A 15,129-nucleotide genomic window follows, 5' to 3' on the forward strand; every position below is an offset into this window, starting at 1 on the left:
TGGATAGGTGCATATAGTCAGATGCTCAGCATTTCAGCAAAGCCCCACTAAAATATAGTCTTTCGTGTTTTTTTTGAAAAAGAATTCGATTGTTTTGTATTAGATAGGCTCAAATTCGAAGGGAACTCTGCTTGTGAACCGTTACCCACGCGATATGACCGGATACGGGGCGAAACCGCCCGCCGCCAATTGGCCCGGCAATGCCAAAATCGCCGTTCAGATCGTTTTGAACTACGAAGAGGGTGGCGAAAACAACATCCTGCACGGCGATGCCGCCTCAGAGGCATTCTTGTCCGAGATCACCGGTGCGCAGCCTTGGCCGGGGCAGCGCCATTGGAACATGGAAACGCTCTATGAATACGGATCGCGTGCCGGTTTTTGGCGCGTGCACCGCATGCTGAGCGATTTGCCCATTACTGTTTACGGCGTGGCCACGGCCCTTGCCCGCGCACCGGAACAGGTTGCGGCCATGAAGGCATCCGGCTGGGAAATTGCCAGTCACGGCCTGAAATGGATCGAACACAAGGACATGAGCGAGGACGAAGAACGGGCGCAGATTGCCGAAGCCATTCGTCTGCATACCGAAATTACCGGAGCCGCACCGCGCGGCTGGTACACGGGCCGCTGCTCCAACAACACCGTCCGCCTTGCCGCCGAAACAGGTCAGTTCGCCTATGTCGCGGACAGCTATGCCGATGATCTGCCCTACTGGATGCAATTCGGGGACCGTGATCAGCTGATCGTGCCCTACACGATGGACTGCAACGATATGCGCTTTGCCATTCAGGCGGGCTTTACCAACGGCGACCAGTTCGAAAGCTATCTGAAGGACAGCTTTGACATGCTGTACGAGGAAGGGGAAGCGGGCGCGCCCAAGATGCTGTCCATCGGGTTGCACTGTCGCTTGATCGGCCGCCCCGGTCGCGCCGCCGCCCTGCGCCGCGTGATCGAGCACATGAAATCGCATGAGGGTGTGTGGTTTGCCACCCGGCTTGAGATCGCGCAGCATTGGGCCAAAGAGCATCCGGCCAAGCAGATGACACGCCCATCAGACATGCAACGCGTCGATTTTGTTTCCGAATTCGGCGGTATTTTCGAGCACAGCCCCTGGATTGCGGAAGGGGCCCACGCGCTGGAGCTTGGACCAAGCCACGACACCGCAAAGGGCATCCATCAGGCCTTGGCGCGCATTTTTCGGACGGCTCCCGAAGCCGCGCGCCTTGGCGTTCTGACAGCACACCCTGACCTGGCGGGTAAGCTCGCCGCCGCCGGCAAACTGACCGCCGAGAGCACGTCCGAACAGGCCGGGGCCGGCCTGGACATGCTGACCGACGAAGAACGCACGACGTTTCAGAACCTCAACACGCAATATGTGGAACGGCACGGCTTCCCCTTCATCATCGCCGTACGCGATCACACCAAAGCCTCGATCATGGATGCCTTCAAACGCCGCATCGACAATGACCGCGCCACGGAATTCGACGAAGCCTGCCGTCAGGTCGAACGCATCGCCGAGTTGCGTCTGGAAGAGAAATTTGGCGCATGAGCCAAACGATCCTCATAGAGGAGATCACTTCAGCCGCATTTGCGCCTTTTGGCGACGTGATAGACACGACTGGCGATCCGGACAAAATCATCAACCAGGGCCTGTGCGGTCGCTACCATGATCGGGCCACGCTGGACTTTTCGGATGGCCGGGCCGGTATCAGCCTTTTCAAGGCCGAACCGCGGTCGCTGCCGCTTGAATTGCATATGGTCGAGCGTCACCCGGTCGGCTCACAAACATTTATCCCGATGTCGGAACACGGGTTTCTGGTGATTGTCGCTGCCGATGAAAGAGGCACTCCCGGCGCACCACGGGCATTTTTTGCCCATCCGGGACAAGTGATCAATTTTCATCGCGGCACATGGCATGGCGTGTTGACGCCCCTGTCAGAGCCCGGATTGTTCGCAGTGGTCGATCGCATCGGGGTCGGCGCAAATTTGGAAGAACACTGGTTCGACACCCCGTACATGGTCGAACAGGCATAATAACGCTGCCGGCACGGGGCTGGCTCAGGCTACGCAACGAAGGGACCCAACAATGGCCGATACATCAATCGGGACACCGGAACAGCTCCGAGATCCGAACTACACACCAGCGCTTCATCGCGCCATTCCACTGGGAATCCAGCACGTGCTGGCGATGTTCGTGTCAAACGTAACGCCCGCGATCATCATTGCCGGGGCCGCAGGTTTCGGATTTGGGTCTGACGCGGGCGCGCAGGGCTTCCCGGATATGACCTACCTGATCCAGATGTCGATGCTGTTTGCCGGTATCGCGACACTATTCCAGACCATCGGCTTCGGACCCATCGGCGCGCGGCTGCCGATTGTCCAAGGCACCAGCTTTGCCTTTATTCCGATCATGATTCCACTGGTTGCCGGCAAAGGTGTCGAGGCGCTTCCCGCGCTCTTTGGTGGTGTCATCATCGGGGGCCTTTTCCACACATTCATCGCGACATTCATCGGCAAGATCCGCTTTGCCTTGCCGCCTTTGGTCACCGGGCTTGTCGTCACGATGATCGGTCTGGCGCTGGTCAAAGTCGGTATCCAGTACGCTGCCGGCGGCGTCCCTGCGATCAATCAGCCCGAATACGGTAGTTTGCTGAACTGGTCTGCCGCTCTGGTCGTGATTTTTGTGACACTCGCTCTCAAGTTCTACGCCAAAGGCATGTTGGCCGTGTCCGCTGTCGTGATCGGCATCATCGTCGGATATTTCTATGCCATGATGATGGGCATGGTGACGATCGAAGGCATCTCGACCAGCTGGAGCCGCGCGGCACCCATCGCCTTTCCGGTTCCGTTCAAATATGGGTTTGAAATCAGCATCGCGGCAATCATCGGTTTCTGCATGATGGCCTTCGTCTCTGCGGTTGAGACCGTTGGTGACGTTTCGGGCATTACCAAAGGTGGCGCTGGCCGCGAAGCGACAGACAAAGAGATCGTAGGCGCGACATATGCCGACGGTTTTGGCTCGGCCGTTGCCGGTATCTTTGGCGGTTTCCCGAACACATCGTTCAGCCAGAACGTGGGTCTGATTGCAATGACCGGGGTGATGAGCCGCCACGTGGTGACCATCGGTGCCATTTTCCTCATCATATGTGGCATGATCCCCAAGGTTGGTGCGGTCATCCGCACCATCCCGATCGAAGTGCTGGGCGGTGGCGTGATCGTGATGTTCGGTATGGTTGTGGCAGCAGGCATTTCGATGCTGTCAGACGTGAACTGGAACCGCCGCAACATGGTGATCTTTGCGATTGCCCTGTCGGTCGGGCTTGGTTTGCAACTGGACCCCAAAGCGGTTCAGTATCTGCCTGACACCATTCGAATCCTGATGACCTCTGGTCTTTTGCCTGCGGCTGTCATCGCAATCGTGCTGAACCTCATGTTGCCAGAGGAGCTGACAGGTGAGGCAACCGAAGAAGTCTCGGGCGGTTTGTCGGGCCACGGCAAGGGGTCATTGAAAGGGTAAAGCGCCTCGACGCAAAACACCAAAGGGCTCGGTCGTCTGAACCGGGCCCTTTTTTTTGGTCGTACACAGCAGCGCAAGTTCAGGACACAAAGTCCAGTTGCACCTTGACCGCCTGGCTCCGATCGGACGCAAGGTCAAAGGCCGCCTGCATATTTTCCAGCGGCACGCTGTGCGTCACCAGCGGCTTCACGTCCAAACGGCCCTGACGCATCAGATCGACCGCCGCAAAGAATTCCGCGTGAAACCGGAACGATCCTTTGAACACCAGTTCCTTTGCGGTCATGGCTTGAACCGGCAACATCATGTCACCGCCCAAACCCAGCTGCATCATCGTGGCACCGGGGCGAAGGGCCGGAACAGTGGAAGCCACAACCGCAGCAACGCCGGTGCATTCAAAGAGCACGTCAAAATGCCCCTTTCCAGCAGCATAGGTATCAAGCGCTGACGGATCGCTGGCCACGTTGTGCACCGCGTCCGCACCGACCTTCAGCGCCATGTCCGTAGTGAAATCCTGAATGTCCGTCGCAACGATCTGTGCCGCACCCGCCGCACGCGCAACCAGAACCGCAAGCAACCCAATCGGCCCGCATCCGGTGACAAGCACGCGTTTGCCCAAAAGATCCCCGGCAGTGCGCGCCGCATGCAGGACAACCGACAACGGTTCTGCCATCGCTGCCTCAGCGGAAGTTAGGCCATCGGCGACGGCGCACTGCGCGACATCAGCAACCAGCCATTCCTGAAACGCACCTTGAATGTGCGGGAATGGCATGGCCGAGCCGTAAAACCGCATGTTCAGACAGTGGTTTTGCTTGCCCGAGGCGCAGTATTCACACGCGTTGCAAGGGCGCGAAGGCGACACCGCAACCAGTTGGCCCGCCCGCAATTCAGAAACGCCTTCACCGAGGGCGTCGACAATGCCCGAAACCTCATGGCCAAGGATCATCGGTTCTTTCAGCCTCACGGTGCCAAACCCGCCATGTTGGTAGTAGTGCAGGTCCGATCCACAAATGCCACCGGCTTGCATGCGGATCAAAACCTGACCGGGTCCGGCATCGGGGCGGTCACGATGTTCGAGGCGCAGGTCTTTAGCGGCGTGGGCAACGATGGCTTTCATGTTCAGTCCTTGATCTGAAGAGGTAAGGCGCGATGGGCCTGGTCGGGATACGAAGTTCACCCGGATTGTAGAACGATTGGCAATGGCATGGCGAGGTCCTGACTTGACAAGAGTTGTTACCGGTAACATGTATCGGCGGTTTCTGGAACGCCATCACATTGCCGGTAACGGAACGCAAAGGAGGGACCATGTCTGACTTATTCTCATTGGCCGGAAAGACGGCCCTGATCACCGGGTCGTCTCAGGGCATCGGTTATGCCTTGGCGCAGGGCCTGATCGATGCAGGCGCAAACGTTGTCTTGAACGGCCGGGACAAGGCCAAGCTGGCGCAGGCCGCCGCAACCTTGGGGAATGGCGCGCAGACCCTGCCCTTTGATGCCACCGATCACGACGCCGTACGTACCGCAGTTGACGGGTATGAAGCGGACCAAGGCCCGATTGACATTCTGGTCAATAACGCAGGCATGCAGCATCGGACCGAACTTGAAAATTTCCCGGCCGATGCCTTTGAAAAGCTGTTGCAGACAAATGTAGCAAGCGTTTTCCACGTGGGGCAAGCCGTCGCACGCCATATGATCGGCCGCGGCGCTGGCAAGATCATCAACATCGCCAGCGTGCAAACCGCCCTCGCCCGACCCGGCATTGCGCCCTACACGGCGACCAAAGGGGCCGTGGGAAACCTGACCAAGGGCATGGCGACAGACTGGGCCAAACACGGGCTGCAATGCAACGCGATCGCGCCGGGATACTTTGACACGCCCCTGAACGCCGCGCTGGTGGCTGATCCGGAATTTTCGGCATGGCTGGAAAAACGCACGCCCGCAGGCCGTTGGGGCAACGTGGATGAGTTGGTTGGCGCCTGTGTGTTCCTGTCCTCGAAAGCATCGAGTTTCGTAAACGGGCATATTCTCTATGTCGATGGAGGTATCACGGCGTCGCTGTGATGCAGAGCAGTCCCTTTCCGCTGCTTTTCGGGCTGCGAGCGTCTGGCGTGCCGCGTCCACCGCGTGAACCTGAACACCAGAGTAATCTCCGCATTATCGGAAATGACGATGTCGAGCCGAACGGGCTGGACGCATCTGGACCTCTGCCGCGGTTGGGGTCCATTGCCGGTCGCCCGACGGCGCCATGATCGGCAAGATCCATTTTCCGGAATTGAGGGCCAATGTCGGTTTCCGCCCACTATTCGGCATAGTCGAACGTCAACGACGTCTCGCCTGTCTGACCCGTCGACGGATCAATCCTGACAGAATATCTATCGGTCTGCTGTTTTCCGCGCTACATGGATGCGGGCCGCGGTCTTGCTGCGGGCACGAATACGCAGCGACTGAGATCCGGGACCCGTTTGATGTTTTCCAAAGACCAACTTGAATACACGCAATTGCCTTTGCCCGACCGGCAGCACCTGGATGACGCCGAAATGCTCACCCGTGCGCAGGCTTACCGCGACATGATGGGCAAACGGCACACGGTGCGCGACTACACAACCCAACCGGTTGCCCGAGAGGTGATCGAAGCCTGCGTCGCCGCAGCCGGGACAGCGCCCTCGGGGGCAAATCATCAGCCTTGGCATTTCGTGGCGATCCGCGATCCTGATATCAAGAAACAGATCCGCGATGCCGCCGAAGAAGAAGAACGCAAATTCTATGCCGGCGGGGCCAGTGACGAGTGGATCAAGGCGCTCGAACCGATTGGCACCAATGCTCACAAGCCTCATCTGGAGGATGCACCGTGGCTGATCGTCGTCTTTGCCCAGCGCTATGGCATGTTCGATGATGGCACACGCTACAAGAACTACTACGTGCCCGAAAGCGTTGGAATCGCCACGGGCATGTTGTTGACGGCGCTGCATATGGCCGGGTTGGCAACGCTCACCCACACGCCCAACCCCATGAAGTTCCTTGGTGATCTGCTGGACAGACCAGACAGCGAAAAGGCGACCATGATCATCACGGTCGGACATCCCGCCGAGAACGCAACCATTCCGGCGGTGGCCAAGATCAAAAAGCCATTGGCTGAAATTCTGACCCTGCGCTAAATGCGGATCGTCTCGCTGCTTTATGCGCTCCTGACGCTGGCTTTGATGGCCGGAGCCGGAGCATTTGTCTTGATCTATGCGACAGAAACGCCGCTCCCCGACGCATGGAACCCGGCAAAGCCACTGGCGGTGTCCGATCCGGTGACGTCGCTGACCACAGTCAAATTACGACGGGCCCTTTCCAGTGGCGCGGACTGTCGAGCGGCTTTGGCAACGGGTGCCACCTTTGAGGGCATGGACGACCTCACCACGTCTCCGCAATGCGGGATATCAGACCGGGTATTGCTGCGCGGCGTCGGCGATGCCACGCTGCGCCCAGTCGAGACACGATGCCAGACGGCATTACGGTTGGCCATGTGGTACAGGCACGGAATTGTTCCTGCGGCCCAAACCCATTTCGGGACTGACGTTCGGCAAATTCATCATGCGGCCAGCTACAGTTGCCGCCAAATGCGCACGACGGGTGGTACTTCAGGCCGCATCAGCACCCATGCCACCGCCGATGCGATTGACATAAGCGGCGTGACACTGGCCGACGGACGCAGGCTGAACCTGATCACCGGTTGGCCCGCCGCCGACACCCGCGCGCCGTTCTTCCGCGATCTGCGAAATTCTGCCTGCAAATGGTTTCGACTGACGCTCGGGCCCGACTATAATCGCCTGCATGCCGATCATTTCCACCTGCAACACACCGGGTGGGGCCTATGTCGCTGACAGGCTGCGCCTGAGCCCAAACGGCTCATCCGGAAAAAGATTTGTCGCAAAAGCGTTTGCCGTTAACGTATGCACACACTTTCGTAGTGCCTTGCGCTTCGGCGCACTCAAATGGTGGGAGAGAAAATATGGGCAAACGGGACGACCTGATCGCGCAATATGCGGATGATCTCAAAAACAAATGCGGCACGACACCTGATATGGATTTACTGACCAAGGTGACCATCGGCTGCGGCCCGGCGATTTACAATGCGGACGCTGCAACAGTCGCCGCCAGTCAGGAACACGAACTTGAAACGGTCAAGAACAATTTCCTGATCAAGAAACTGGGGCTGCCGGATGGCCCGGACCTGATGGATGGCATCAACAAAGCCGTCGAGGTGTATGGCAAATCAGAACGCAACAAATATCGCGTCGTCGTCTACTATATGCTGACCAAGCATTTCGGCAAAGAGTCCGTCTACGGATAGACCATGCGTCACGCGCTGTTTGCAACACCCGCTGGTTAAGCAGGTCTTGCTGTTTTGGATCGAATGATACGCATTGCTTGGTTGAGTTTTCCACGTCATCTGGGTATCAAGGAGTTGTCAGATCAGAAGGTCGGACCCGAAATTTTTCATACGGTGCGGTGGCTCTTGGGAGTGCGCAAGTGGGTGAGAAAGGGTTCTGCTCCTTCTGGGTCAGAACCCTTTTTTCGTTGAAAAGCCTCAGGACAGGTCGCGGCGCACCCAAATGTGGCACAGCGCCCGCTGATCAACGTTGGTCAACATGGTTCGTCCGCAAAATCATCGAATGTCGCCAGTCAGGCGATCGCCACGAACAGGCCAGCGCGGAAACCTGATACCAACCGTTTGCCCAAGCCATGCATACTGCCCGGTCCAAAGCCACGGCGCGTCATCTCTGCGCCCAGAAAGGTCGGGGCATTTCGGCGTGGTAAAGTTAGGGCAGTACCCCGGCCATCTCGCAAACGATACGCCATTGCTCATCCGTGACCGGTTGCACCGACAAACGTGAGTTGCGGATCAATGCCATTTCGGACAGGCGCGGGTCCGCCTTGACCATTTCGAGCGTGACCGGGGTCTTGACCGGTTCGATGGCCTTGATGTCCACACACTCCCAACGGTCGTCGTCCGTGGTGCTGTCAGGGTGTGCCTCGGCAATCACCTCGACGATACCGACAACGGCCTTTTCAGCCTGAGAATGGTAGAAGAACCCTCTGTCCCCCACCGACATCTCCCGCATGAAATTGCGCGCCTGGTAGTTCCGCACGCCATCCCATTCTTCGCCTGCGTCCCCTTTGGCCACCTGATCGGACCAGCCCCAAGTCGATGGTTCGGATTTGAACAACCAGTGGTTCATCCGCCGATCACCTGCTTCCACCCGCTGATCTGCACCTCACGAAACAGTCCCGCCTTGGCATAGGGATCATTGTCGGCCCACGTTTGCGCCGCCGCCATATCCTCGACCTCAAGCACGATCAGTGATCCGCAAGGGTTGCCGTCGGCGTCAATGAAAGGACCCGCCTGACGCACGACGCCCGTGCTTTCGAGATACGCCAAATGCGCAGGCCGATTTTCCATCCGCACATTCAAAGCAACCGCATTGTCCCAGGCCATCAACGCATAGAGCATGTTATTCTTCCTTCAGTGGGCGCGCCAAAAGTCGGTCGATTGCGCCGTTAATGTTCACTTTGTGATCTACAAGATCCGCTATCGCCATGCACACCGGAATATCCACTCCGCGGCCCGCAGCCACCTTGCGCAAGGCACGAGCGGTCGCGGCTCCCTCGACGGTGACACGCGCATCAAATTCGGTTCCAGCCCCAAGGGCAAGACCCAACCGGTAATTCCGCGACTGATCAGACGTGCAGGTCAACGTCAGATCGCCAAGCCCGCTCAATCCCATCAACGTATCCAGTTCTGCGCCCATGGCCCCGGAAATTCTGCGCATCTCGGCAAAGCCTCGGGTCATCAGGGCCGCGCGCGCGCTGTCTCCGAGGCCCGCTCCGATCACGGCACCGCAGCCAATGGCGATCACGTTCTTCAGCGCACCACCCAGTTCCGCGCCGGTTACATCCGTGGTGCGGTACAGTCGCAAGGTGGGTGTGGACAGCGCCGCTTGCAATTGCGCGGCCATGTCAGCATCGGCGCAGGCCAGCGTAAGTGCAGTGGGCAACCCAAGTGCGATGTCGCGCGCAAAGCTCGGGCCCGTCAGCACCGCCACATGTGCGGCACTCGCCAACACTGCGCTTGGCCCCCGCCCGGTTTCAAGATCTATGCCCTTGCAACAGGCGACGACCGTCTTGCCCGTCAGATCATGCGTGGCTGCAAACTCGGCCAGAACCTGCATCGGAACGGCGAGCAGGATGATATCTGCGCCAAATGCTGTCTCTAAATTGGCTGATATGGTCAATTGGTCCGGCAGCGGCACGCGTGGCAAACGACGCGCGTTTTCCCGCACGGCCTCCATTTCGGCGGCATGGTCCGGATCCCGCGCCCACAGCAGGACATTTTGCCTTTGCGCCAGTGAAATAGCCAAAGCAGTTCCAAAAGCGCCCGCGCCGACGACCGCGACACTCATGCTTTGGCGCCTTTTTTGCCCGATCCCAACATGGCCGAGCTTTGCGTGTCGAGCGGCATTCTCGGACGGGCCGACAGGGTCATGTCATCGCGTGCGCGGTACGGCATCTGCTCGATCCCCGCGGCGGCAATCATGGCGGCATTGTCGGTACACAGCGCCAAAGGTGGGGCCAGAAATGCAGTACCCGTCGCGTTGGAAACAGTCTCTAACATGGCTCGAATTGTCATATTCGCTGCAACGCCACCGGCGACACAAAACGTCGGGGCAGCGGGCGACAGCGACAAGTATCTTTCCAAGGCCCGCACCGTTTTTCCCGCCAGGCTCTCGGCAACGGCCATTTGAAACGACGCCGCCAGATCGGCCTGATCCTGACGGTGCAAGCCACCCTGATCCGATACCAATGCATCCCGCGTCCGCAACACGGCCGTCTTGAGCCCGGAAAAGCTCAGGTCGCATCCCGGTTTGTCGCGCAAAGGACGCGGAAAACCAAAGCGGGTCGCTTGCCCGGTTTTTGCGGCCACTTCAATGGCAGGCCCGCCAGGTTGCCCCAGACCGATCAACCGCGCCACTTTGTCAAAGGCTTCGCCGGGCGCATCATCTATCGTGCCACCCAATCTTTCGAACCGGTCCGGCCCATGGGCAATCAGGAACTGGCAATGACCCCCTGACACAAGCAACATCAAGTAGGGAAACGGCACGCCATCGGACAGACGCGGGGTCAGGGCGTGGCCCGCCAGATGGTTTATCCCATAAAGCGGTTTGCCCGTCGCAGCGGACAACCCCTTGGCCATCATGACTCCCGACACAACGCCGCCGATCAGGCCGGGGCCACATGTGACGGCAATGGCGTCGATTTCGGAGAGGTCAAGATTTGCGGCATCCAATGCACCCTGAATGGTGCCATCCAACCGCTCTGAATGCGCCCGCGCCGCGATCTCGGGAACAACGCCGCCAAAGGACGCATGCAGGTCGGTCTGGCCAAAGACCACCGAAGACAGAATTTCCATATTTCCGGGCACACCGTGCACGACTGCCGCTGCGGTGTCGTCACAGCTGCTTTCGATGCCGAGTAGAGTCACGGGCTGCGTCATTCCGTTCACTTTTGTTGCGTCATGCACCAAGGCGGGGTAACACCCAAAATCGTGGCAAACAATGCATCGCCTGATCCAATCCCACTGTTGATGACGCGCCCGCGCGCGTCTGCGGAAGCATTTGTGGCCCGCTTGCCAATGGCGATACGGGCGCAGGTGCACCCGGTCTATAGCCCGCTCATCACGATAAGCGGACTTGGCAACGATCCAAAACTGCTGGCCGACGACGCGGCGATCTTTACGTCAGTCAATGGTGTGGCACACGGACCTGAGGGACATGGCCGATCCGCTTATTGCGTCGGTTCCGCGACAACCAAAGCCGCGCGGGATCGCGGCTGGCGCGCGGATCTAAGGGGCGAAACCGCTGACGAGTTGGTGACAGACCTGGTCAAAACGCCCCCGAGCGAAAGGCTTGTGCATTTGTCAGGCGTTCATACACGCGGCAATATCTGTGCCCGGCTGAATGAATATGGCATGCAGGCTCAAAACTTCGCGGTTTATGACCAGAAAGCTCAAAACTTGAGCGAAGAAGCCCGCAAGGTCCTGGCACGCCGGTATCCGGTGATCGCGCCGCTTTTTTCGCCCCGCACATCGGCGCAGTTCGCGCGCGAGGTACCCCGTTCAATGCATGTTCATGCGATTGTTTTCAGCAATGCGGTTGCACAAAACCTGGATCAGGCCTCTTATGCGACAGTTACGGTGTCGTCGGCTCCTAATTTTGGTGCAATGTTGACAGCACTTGCTACTGTTCTTTCTGATCTGCCAGCGGGTTGAGACGTATAGAACAGCAGAGTAGACTTCTTTAAGGGCATTGCCCGACAAGGTGAGAATCGGAAAGGTAGGATCTTGGCCAAGCGCAAAAGTTCGAAAACCACAGCCCAAAGTGATCCGACCGTTTCGGAAGACGTTCAAAAAGATTCTGTAGAATCAGACATCTTTGAAAATTCAGATCAGGGACCGGAAAGCGATTCGGTTTCATCCCGCGCTGAATATCCTGATGTCGCTGGCGATCTGCCCAAAAGCGATGATACGCCCGAGGCGCGCGAGGGGGACGACACGCTGATTGCGCAGGACGCATTGGATACCGTTGTCATGCAAGGCGCGGATGAGACTGTCACCGCGGAAGACGTCAGCGACACCGTCGCAGCACAGGATGGCGACAACAGCGTTACGCCACTGGACGCAGACGACAGCATCGCCGCTGAGGAAGCGGAACGCAGGGTAACAGCAGAACCGGCAGATGAAACCGCTGCAGTGCAGGAAGATGACATTCCGCGAGACCAGGACGACATCGAAGCGAAAGCTGATGAAAGCACGCTCGAATCGTCCGAGCCTGAGCCTGAAACACCGGAAACGCTGCCTGAGAGGGTTGTCCAACCCACGCCCGAACCCAAGCCACGCACGGTCATGCCAATGATCCTCGGCGGTTTCATTGCCGCATTGTTGGGCTTTGTCGCAGCACGCTCTGACATCTTGGATCCCATTCTGCCCGCCAGCATGCGGGCGCAGGCGCCTGTCGCCGCACCTCCGTCACCTGCATTTGACGACAGTGAACTGACAAGCCAACTGGCCGCCCTGTCCACACGCATCGGCGACCTGGAAGCAACTGTCGCCGCCTTGCCGGAGCCTCAAAGCGGCTCTCCATCGGAACCTGCACCCGAAGTAGATCTGAGCGCAATCGAAGCGGAAATCGCCGCGCTCACGGATCAAGTCAAGGACATCGCAAACCAGCCTGCCACCGAAGCGCCCGTCCCGACCGAAGCACTGGACGCGGCCCTGGCGGACTTGCGCGAAAAGGCATCGGAACAGCAGGCCGAGATTGATAAATTGCTGGCAGATCAACAAAGCACGATCAAAGATGCCGAAATGGCCGCTAAAGCGACGCTTGCGCGGACTGCAATGACCGGCATTCAGGCGGCGATCGACGCGGGCGCGCCGTTTGATCTCGCCTTGGCTGAACTTGAACAAACCGACCTCGTCGACGTCCCGCAAGAGCTCAAAGATATTGCGGTTGACGGCGTTGCGTCCTTGGCAAATCTGCAGGAAACGCTGCCTGATGCGGCCCGCGAGGCGCTTTATGCGGCAAGAGATGCCGAGACTGGCAGCGGTCTGGGTGGCTTTATCCAACTGCAATTGGGTGTACGCGCCGTTGAGCCGCGTGAAGGGTCTGATCCCGATGCGGTATTGTCGCGGGTCGAGGCCGCGACGCGGGCGGGCGACCTCGAAACGGCGCTGACCGAAGCCAGGGCCTTGCCTGCACCCGCTCAGGACGCGATGAGTTCCTGGATCGACAAGGCGCAATCGCGTCATAATGCCGTGACTGCGGCGAACGCATTGGCTGAACGCCTTTCAGCACTTTAAGGGGCCCTTTCATGATCTGGTCTTTGGTTAAAATCATCGTCTTCATTACCGCTGTGGCGGCGCTCGCACTTGGTGCCGACTGGTTGCTTGATACGCAGGGCGGTATTCGCCTTGTGGTGGCCGGTTCCGAGTACACATTGGGGCCGCTTCAATCGGTCATCGCGATTGGCGTTTTTGTCGTCGCTGTGTGGATTGGCCTGAAACTTCTGGGACTGCTCAGAGCCACGTGGAAATTCATGAATGGCGACGAAACAGCCATTACGCGATACTTTGCACGCAACAAGGCGGCACGCGGTTTTGATGCGCTGGCCGAAGGCATGATGGCGCTGGCTTCTGGCGACGGAAAGGTCGCGATGGCACAGGCGGAAAAAGCCAATCGCTATCTCGACCGGCCCGACCTGACCAACCTGCTGACCGCGCAAGCCGCCGAAATGATCGGCGATCGACGCAAGGCCGAGGAAACCTATCGCAAACTGGTCAAAAGCGATGCCACGCGCTTTGTCGGCGTACACGGCATCATGAAGCAGAAACTTGCTGAGGGTGACAAGGAAACGGCACTGAAACTTGCGGAAAAAGCATTCGAGCTGAAGCCGAAGCATGAAGAAACCCAAGATATCCTTCTCAAGCTGCAAGCCGACAAGGAAGACTGGGCGGGCGCGCGACAGACCCTGAGTTGCAAGCTCAAATATGGCAGCCTGCCGCGGGATGTGCACAAACGGCGTGACGCGATTCTTGCCTTGAGTGAAGCAAAACAGATCCTTGCCAAAGATCAAACCATCGAGGCGCGCGAAGAGGCCATTCTGGCCAATCGCATGTCACCGGATCTGATCCCGGCGGCCGTGATGGCAGCACAGAGCTATATTGAAAAAGGCCAACAGAAATACGCCACTCGTCTGTTGAAAAAGGCTTGGTCCGTCCACCCACATCCGGATTTGGCCGCCGCCTTTGCCGCGATCGAACCGAACGAAACACCACAAGCGCGGCTCAAACGTTTTGGCCAACTGGTCAAGGGCAACGCCACCGACCCGGAAGCCAAGATGCTGATGGCAGAATTGCACATTGCAGCTGAAGATTTCCCGGAAGCGCGACGCGCGCTCGGCGATCTGGTTGCAACCGATCCAACCACACGATCCGTCACCTTGATGGCCGCGATCGAACGTGGTGAGGGCGCCAGTGATTCCGTCGTGCAAGGTTGGCTTGCCAAGGCGGTCACGGCGCCGGGCGGCCCTCAGTGGATCTGTGAGAACTGCCACAATATTCACAGCGAATGGACTCCGACATGCACCAATTGTGGCGCGTTCGATACGTTGGCCTGGGAGCGGCCGCCGGTGACCGAGCTGGCAATGCCCGGCGGATCATCAATGCTGCCACTGTTGGTTGGCCGCACTGCCTCAGCAAACGACGACACAACGGATGTTGAAGATGATCCCGATGTCCTTGTGGCCGAAGACTTGGGCAATCCACAATCGAAGGCGAGTTAGTGTAAAGCACCGTGGATCAGGAGCGTTCGACAATAGCTTTTTCGCAACGCTCTGAGCGGCAACATGCCAAAAAACGAAACTATCGACTAGTCCCATGATTCAGTCAATTTGCGGGTATAGGTGCATGAGCTTTGTTCTGGCATCCTCAGTAGTGAAGTACCATTTGGTTATTGTCTGTGCGTTGTTTCGGTTTTGGAACCAGGCAGTGACTTCGGTTTCCAACGATGCTTGGTCAG

Annotated in this window: 15 protein-coding genes; 10 read left to right on the top strand and 5 right to left on the bottom strand. The window is 58.4% G+C overall.

The genetic code is table 11. From position 1 onward, the window contains the following. Positions 1 to 133 precede the first annotated feature (133 nt). The 3 genes from puuE to LC354_RS17950 are packed head-to-tail and all read left to right on the top strand — an operon-like array spanning position 134 to position 3,514. Positions 134 to 1,546: an allantoinase PuuE gene (gene puuE / locus LC354_RS17940; RefSeq protein ID WP_223426438.1), complete on the top strand. Its 1,413-nt coding sequence runs from the start codon at positions 134 to 136 to the stop codon at positions 1,544 to 1,546. Beyond that, complete coding sequence (locus LC354_RS17945; RefSeq protein WP_223426439.1) at positions 1,543 to 2,031, top strand: ureidoglycolate lyase; 489 nt, start codon at positions 1,543 to 1,545, stop codon at positions 2,029 to 2,031. The genes puuE and LC354_RS17945 overlap by 4 nt, the downstream gene beginning before the upstream one ends. 52 nt (positions 2,032 to 2,083) lie before the next feature. Then, positions 2,084 to 3,514 (top strand): nucleobase:cation symporter-2 family protein, encoded by a 1,431-nt coding sequence (locus LC354_RS17950; RefSeq protein WP_223426441.1) that lies wholly within the window; start codon positions 2,084 to 2,086, stop codon positions 3,512 to 3,514. A 79-nt stretch (positions 3,515 to 3,593) separates the two neighbouring features. Here LC354_RS17950 and LC354_RS17955 read toward each other — a convergent pair whose 3' ends face one another. After that, positions 3,594 to 4,628 (bottom strand): L-idonate 5-dehydrogenase, encoded by a 1,035-nt coding sequence (locus LC354_RS17955; protein ID WP_223426443.1) that lies wholly within the window; start codon positions 4,626 to 4,628, stop codon positions 3,594 to 3,596. 188 nt (positions 4,629 to 4,816) lie between these two features. Here LC354_RS17955 and LC354_RS17960 point away from each other — a divergent pair, with 188 nt between their 5' ends. The 4 genes from LC354_RS17960 (at position 4,817) to LC354_RS17975 (ending at position 7,850) form a co-directional block, all read left to right on the top strand. Next, positions 4,817 to 5,572, top strand: coding sequence for an SDR family oxidoreductase (locus tag LC354_RS17960; protein ID WP_223426445.1), 756 nt, complete (start codon positions 4,817 to 4,819; stop codon positions 5,570 to 5,572). 404 nt (positions 5,573 to 5,976) lie between these two features. After that, positions 5,977 to 6,666, top strand: coding sequence for a nitroreductase family protein (locus LC354_RS17965; RefSeq protein ID WP_223426447.1), 690 nt, complete (start codon positions 5,977 to 5,979; stop codon positions 6,664 to 6,666). After that, the gene (locus LC354_RS17970; RefSeq protein ID WP_223426448.1) at positions 6,667 to 7,380 is read left to right on the top strand and encodes an extensin-like domain-containing protein; all 714 of its coding nucleotides are present in this window, start codon (positions 6,667 to 6,669) and stop codon (positions 7,378 to 7,380) included. 128 nt (positions 7,381 to 7,508) lie between these two features. Next, complete coding sequence (locus LC354_RS17975; RefSeq protein WP_223426450.1) at positions 7,509 to 7,850, top strand: DUF2853 family protein; 342 nt, start codon at positions 7,509 to 7,511, stop codon at positions 7,848 to 7,850. A 469-nt stretch (positions 7,851 to 8,319) separates the two neighbouring features. On the opposite strand, the gene LC354_RS17980 is transcribed toward LC354_RS17975, so the two are convergent. Genes LC354_RS17980 through tsaD form a run of 4 tightly spaced genes read right to left on the bottom strand, consistent with a single transcriptional unit; the run spans position 8,320 to position 11,051 of the window. Further along, positions 8,320 to 8,739, bottom strand: coding sequence for an EVE domain-containing protein (locus LC354_RS17980; RefSeq protein ID WP_223426451.1), 420 nt, complete (start codon positions 8,737 to 8,739; stop codon positions 8,320 to 8,322). Then, positions 8,736 to 9,011, bottom strand: coding sequence for a YciI family protein (locus LC354_RS17985; RefSeq protein WP_223426453.1), 276 nt, complete (start codon positions 9,009 to 9,011; stop codon positions 8,736 to 8,738). Before LC354_RS17985 ends, LC354_RS17980 begins: the two co-directional genes overlap by 4 nt. Before the next feature lies 1 nt (position 9,012). Next, a complete protein-coding gene (locus tag LC354_RS17990) occupies positions 9,013 to 9,960 on the bottom strand; it encodes an NAD(P)H-dependent glycerol-3-phosphate dehydrogenase (protein WP_223426455.1) in 948 nt (315 codons plus the stop codon). Next, complete coding sequence (gene tsaD, locus LC354_RS17995; protein WP_223426456.1) at positions 9,957 to 11,051, bottom strand: tRNA (adenosine(37)-N6)-threonylcarbamoyltransferase complex transferase subunit TsaD; 1,095 nt, start codon at positions 11,049 to 11,051, stop codon at positions 9,957 to 9,959. Before tsaD ends, LC354_RS17990 begins: the two co-directional genes overlap by 4 nt. A 138-nt stretch (positions 11,052 to 11,189) precedes the next feature. Here tsaD and LC354_RS18000 point away from each other — a divergent pair, with 138 nt between their 5' ends. The 3 genes from LC354_RS18000 to LC354_RS18010 all read left to right on the top strand — a co-directional run bounded on the left by LC354_RS18000 (position 11,190) and on the right by LC354_RS18010 (position 14,893). Beyond that, positions 11,190 to 11,825, top strand: a complete 636-nt coding sequence (locus tag LC354_RS18000) for a uroporphyrinogen-III synthase (protein WP_223426467.1) — start codon at positions 11,190 to 11,192, stop codon at positions 11,823 to 11,825. Positions 11,826 to 11,897: 72 nt separating this feature from the next. Then, positions 11,898 to 13,412: a hypothetical protein gene (locus tag LC354_RS18005; RefSeq protein ID WP_223426458.1), complete on the top strand. Its 1,515-nt coding sequence runs from the start codon at positions 11,898 to 11,900 to the stop codon at positions 13,410 to 13,412. 11 nt (positions 13,413 to 13,423) lie between these two features. Beyond that, a complete protein-coding gene (locus LC354_RS18010; protein WP_223426460.1) occupies positions 13,424 to 14,893 on the top strand; it encodes a heme biosynthesis protein HemY in 1,470 nt (489 codons plus the stop codon). Positions 14,894 to 15,129: the final 236 nt, after the last annotated feature.

Origin of the sequence: Tateyamaria pelophila (assembly GCF_019966495.1) — a bacterium.
Lineage (GTDB): Bacteria > Pseudomonadota > Alphaproteobacteria > Rhodobacterales > Rhodobacteraceae > Tateyamaria > Tateyamaria pelophila.

Bases quoted from the DNA above. Each gene is read 5' to 3' on its own strand.
- LC354_RS17970 (WP_223426448.1), top strand. From the start codon at position 6,667: ATGCGGATCGTCTCGCTGCTTTATGCGCTCCTGACGCTGGCTTTGATG.
- LC354_RS17985 (WP_223426453.1), bottom strand. From the start codon at position 9,011: ATGCTCTATGCGTTGATGGCCTGGGACAATGCGGTTGCTTTGAATGTG.
- LC354_RS18000 (WP_223426467.1), top strand. From the start codon at position 11,190: ATGGCGATACGGGCGCAGGTGCACCCGGTCTATAGCCCGCTCATCACG.
- LC354_RS17960 (WP_223426445.1), top strand. From the start codon at position 4,817: ATGTCTGACTTATTCTCATTGGCCGGAAAGACGGCCCTGATCACCGGG.
- LC354_RS17980 (WP_223426451.1), bottom strand. From the start codon at position 8,739: ATGAACCACTGGTTGTTCAAATCCGAACCATCGACTTGGGGCTGGTCC.
- LC354_RS18010 (WP_223426460.1), top strand. From the start codon at position 13,424: ATGATCTGGTCTTTGGTTAAAATCATCGTCTTCATTACCGCTGTGGCG.
- LC354_RS17990 (WP_223426455.1), bottom strand. From the start codon at position 9,960: ATGAGTGTCGCGGTCGTCGGCGCGGGCGCTTTTGGAACTGCTTTGGCT.
- tsaD (WP_223426456.1), bottom strand. From the start codon at position 11,051: ATGACGCAGCCCGTGACTCTACTCGGCATCGAAAGCAGCTGTGACGAC.
- LC354_RS17950 (WP_223426441.1), top strand. From the start codon at position 2,084: ATGGCCGATACATCAATCGGGACACCGGAACAGCTCCGAGATCCGAAC.
- LC354_RS17965 (WP_223426447.1), top strand. From the start codon at position 5,977: ATGTTTTCCAAAGACCAACTTGAATACACGCAATTGCCTTTGCCCGAC.
- LC354_RS17945 (WP_223426439.1), top strand. From the start codon at position 1,543: ATGAGCCAAACGATCCTCATAGAGGAGATCACTTCAGCCGCATTTGCG.
- LC354_RS17975 (WP_223426450.1), top strand. From the start codon at position 7,509: ATGGGCAAACGGGACGACCTGATCGCGCAATATGCGGATGATCTCAAA.
- LC354_RS17955 (WP_223426443.1), bottom strand. From the start codon at position 4,628: ATGAAAGCCATCGTTGCCCACGCCGCTAAAGACCTGCGCCTCGAACAT.